Origin of the sequence: Simplicispira sp., assembly GCF_028687295.1 — a bacterium.
Classification (GTDB): Bacteria; Pseudomonadota; Gammaproteobacteria; order Burkholderiales; family Burkholderiaceae_C; genus Simplicispira; species Simplicispira metamorpha.
This window is the reverse complement of record NZ_JAQUAL010000232.1, coordinates 1-2,800: the sequence shown is the minus strand read 5'-3', so window position 1 is coordinate 2,800 and position 2,800 is coordinate 1. Positions and strand designations below refer to the sequence as shown.

Sequence of the window (2,800 nt, the reverse complement as noted above, 5' to 3'; positions counted from 1 at the left end):
TGCGGTAAGCCTTCTTGATGTCGTCGGCGCTGGCGCTGCGGGCGACGCCGAGAATCTGGTAGTAGTCCTTGAACTCCATGCCGGTGCCTCCTGACGGTGGGTTCCTGCACTCTACGCGAATTGGCGTCCGGGGCAAGGGTGTCGCCGCCCAAGTGCTGCAACGCTATTATTTTGATAGCTTATGGCGCTTGCGCAGAAAGCGCTGGAGGCATTTTTGTTTCTAGTCAATAATTTCTGTTTTGATAAGGATGATTCCATGGCGAAGCTTGAAAAAATAATCGGCGCTGCGGCGCTTTGGCTCCCCGCTCTGGCCTGCGCCCAAGGGGCGCTGGAAAATCCGGCCAATAATGCCACCGATTCAGGAATTGGGATTATTTCAGGCTGGCACTGCTCTGCCACCCGGGTCGAGGCCATCGTCGATGGGAAATCGATCGGATTTGCCTACGTGGGCAGCGAGCGGATGGATACTGCCAGCATTTGCGGCAAGAGCAGTACCGGGTTTGCACTGCTGATCAACTTCAATAACCTGAGCCGGGGCGCGCACAACCTGAAAATCTATGCCAACGGCGCTTTGTTTGGCGAATCGAATTTTAAAACCACGCAGTCGGGTGGCACGGCGTTCCTGACCAACAAATCCAGAACCGTGGATGTGGTGGATTTTCCGAGCCCTGGCGCCACGGCCACCCTGAGCTGGAGCGAGTCCAAGCAGAGTTTTGTGGTGACCAATATCAACACCAACCCCAATCCGCCTGTCCCGGTGCCTACGGGTTTGGCCAAGCTGTATGGCCGGGTGGCAATCAGTTACCACTTTGATTATTCGGGCAGCATTTACAGCGAGTCGTTTTCTTTCTCGTCGGCCAACTACAACCAGTTCAACAACGAGTTGACGGCAACGGTAGATGGCAAAAACAAGGAAGTCTCCTGTGCGGTGATTAACCAGGCGGGCTATGAATTTTTGTGCTCCATCAAAGAGCCCAGGGGCGCCCGCGACAGCTTTTTGTTCAATGTCAGTGCGTCGGGGGCCCTTGCTGGCAGGTTTGAATACTGCCCGCCGTCGGTGTCCGATTACGACTGTGGCTCTGGCCTGGTGTTGCACCCCGACGGCAGCGTGGCAGGCAACGTGGCCGCCCGCACAGCGGGCCTGGGCAGCCCCAGCGCCGCTGCTGCCAGCGCGCCAGAATCCAAAGACCAGCTCAAGGCGCGGCAGCTGCAGCGCGAGGCCCAGACGCCTTCCACGCAGTCGGCCACGCCCGAGCAACTGGACGCTGTGCGCGAGGCACTGGAACGCCTGTCCCCCTAAAATTACCGAGCCAATCTGATAAAGCCATTGCCCATCGCAGGGCGGGGTTTTATAAGGTGGTGTATTTGGGTTTTATTTGAATTGGCTGATTTAAAAATATTTGAGGGTATATCGTGAAAAAAATTATCGTTTCGGCTTTGCTTTCGGCGTGCGGTGTGGCTTTTGCCGCCAGTCCTTATGATGGTGTTTTTCAGGAGCGGGACGAAGTCGGTTCCTACCTGTCGGTACATACCAACGGCAATGTATTTATTGGCACGCTTTACAACATTGATTTGTTGAATGGAGTGCCGGTGGCGCTGTTCAATGGACTGCGGCCACGGCAGCTCAATACCTGGAATCTTCTCCAGGGCTCGCTGTCGGGTAATGTGGCCAATGTTTCTGGTGAGCTGCTTTTGAACCACTGCAAGGTCAATGCGCAAATTGCCTTTACCACCACCACGGCCTTGGTCACTGTCCAGTCGGCCACCAGCACGCCACTGGGCCAGGAAGTCGGCGTCAACTGCGCCAAGCAGTACCCGGCGGGTGATCGCTTCATTTTTGACAAGGTGTTCTGATCGGCACCGCCATCCGCTGCCGTATTCCGCCACGGCCCTGGCGCCAGGTGTGGGCGGCGGCATGCGGGCAATAGCCTGGCTGCGCGGGTGCCATCGTTGGTGGCATGGCGGCCCAGGCTCATTGCTATTGATTTAATAGCTGCTAGCGAACGTTCCATCAGCGCTAGCGGCCAATTTGGCTTGTGGCAGGGCGGTGCGGCGCACCGGTTTCTGTGGCCGGGTGCCTGCGCGCTGTGGTTTTCAGGGCTGGCCGGGCCTACGATGGTGCCTTCTTTCACACTAGGCTTTTCTTATGTGCGGCATCGTCGGCGCAGTGTCATCGCGCAACATCGTTCCCATTCTTGTCCAGGGGCTGCAACGGCTCGAATACCGGGGCTACGACTCGTGCGGCGTGGCCGTGCATGGCGCCAGCCTGGGCGCTGGCGGCGGCTTGCAGCGCGCGCGCAGCACGGCGCGCGTGGCCGAGCTGCTGGAGCAGGTGCAGGCCGCGCCCATTGTGGGCGCCACCGGCATCGCCCACACCCGCTGGGCCACGCACGGCGCCCCGCTGGAGTGCAATGCCCATCCGCATTTCAGCCATGGCCCTGGTGCCCAAGCCAGTGCCGGGGGCACCGCACCGGGCCGCGTGGCCCTGGTACACAACGGCATCATCGAAAACTACGAGGCCCTGCGCACCGCGCTGCAAGCCCAGGGCTATGCGTTTGCCAGCCAGACCGATACCGAGGTCATCGCCCATCTGGTCGATAGCCTCTATGCAGGCGACTTGTTCCAGGCGGTGCAGGCGGCGGTGGCGCAACTGCACGGCGCCTTTGCCATTGGCGTCATGCACCAGAACGAGCCGCACCGCGTGGTCGGCGCGCGCGCGGGATCGCCGCTGATTCTGGGCGTGGGCCAGGGCGGCGCAGAGCACTTTCTGGCCAGCGACGCCATGGCCCTGGCCGGTGTG

At 60.0% G+C, this 2,800-nt stretch carries 3 protein-coding genes and 1 pseudogene; 3 read left to right on the top strand and 1 reads right to left on the bottom strand.

Features of this window, described 5'->3' with window-relative positions; genetic code table 11:
* The coding region (locus PHX69_RS16015; RefSeq protein ID WP_288045131.1) for a DnaJ domain-containing protein at positions 1 to 79 on the bottom strand (79 nt) is incomplete at its 3' end.
* 177 nt (positions 80 to 256) lie between these two features.
* Here PHX69_RS16015 and PHX69_RS16010 point away from each other — a divergent pair.
* The 3 genes and pseudogenes from PHX69_RS16010 to PHX69_RS16000 all read left to right on the top strand — a co-directional run.
* Entirely contained in the window at positions 257 to 1,300 is a 1,044-nt protein-coding gene (locus tag PHX69_RS16010) for a hypothetical protein (RefSeq protein ID WP_288045129.1), read from the top strand.
* Positions 1,301 to 1,413: 113 nt separating this feature from the next.
* On the top strand, positions 1,414 to 1,854 hold the full coding sequence (locus PHX69_RS16005) for a hypothetical protein (protein ID WP_132750454.1): 441 nt from the start codon (positions 1,414 to 1,416) through the stop codon (positions 1,852 to 1,854).
* 292 nt (positions 1,855 to 2,146) lie between these two features.
* Positions 2,147 to 2,800, top strand: a pseudogene (locus PHX69_RS16000) (glutamine--fructose-6-phosphate transaminase (isomerizing)); the annotation flags it as partial.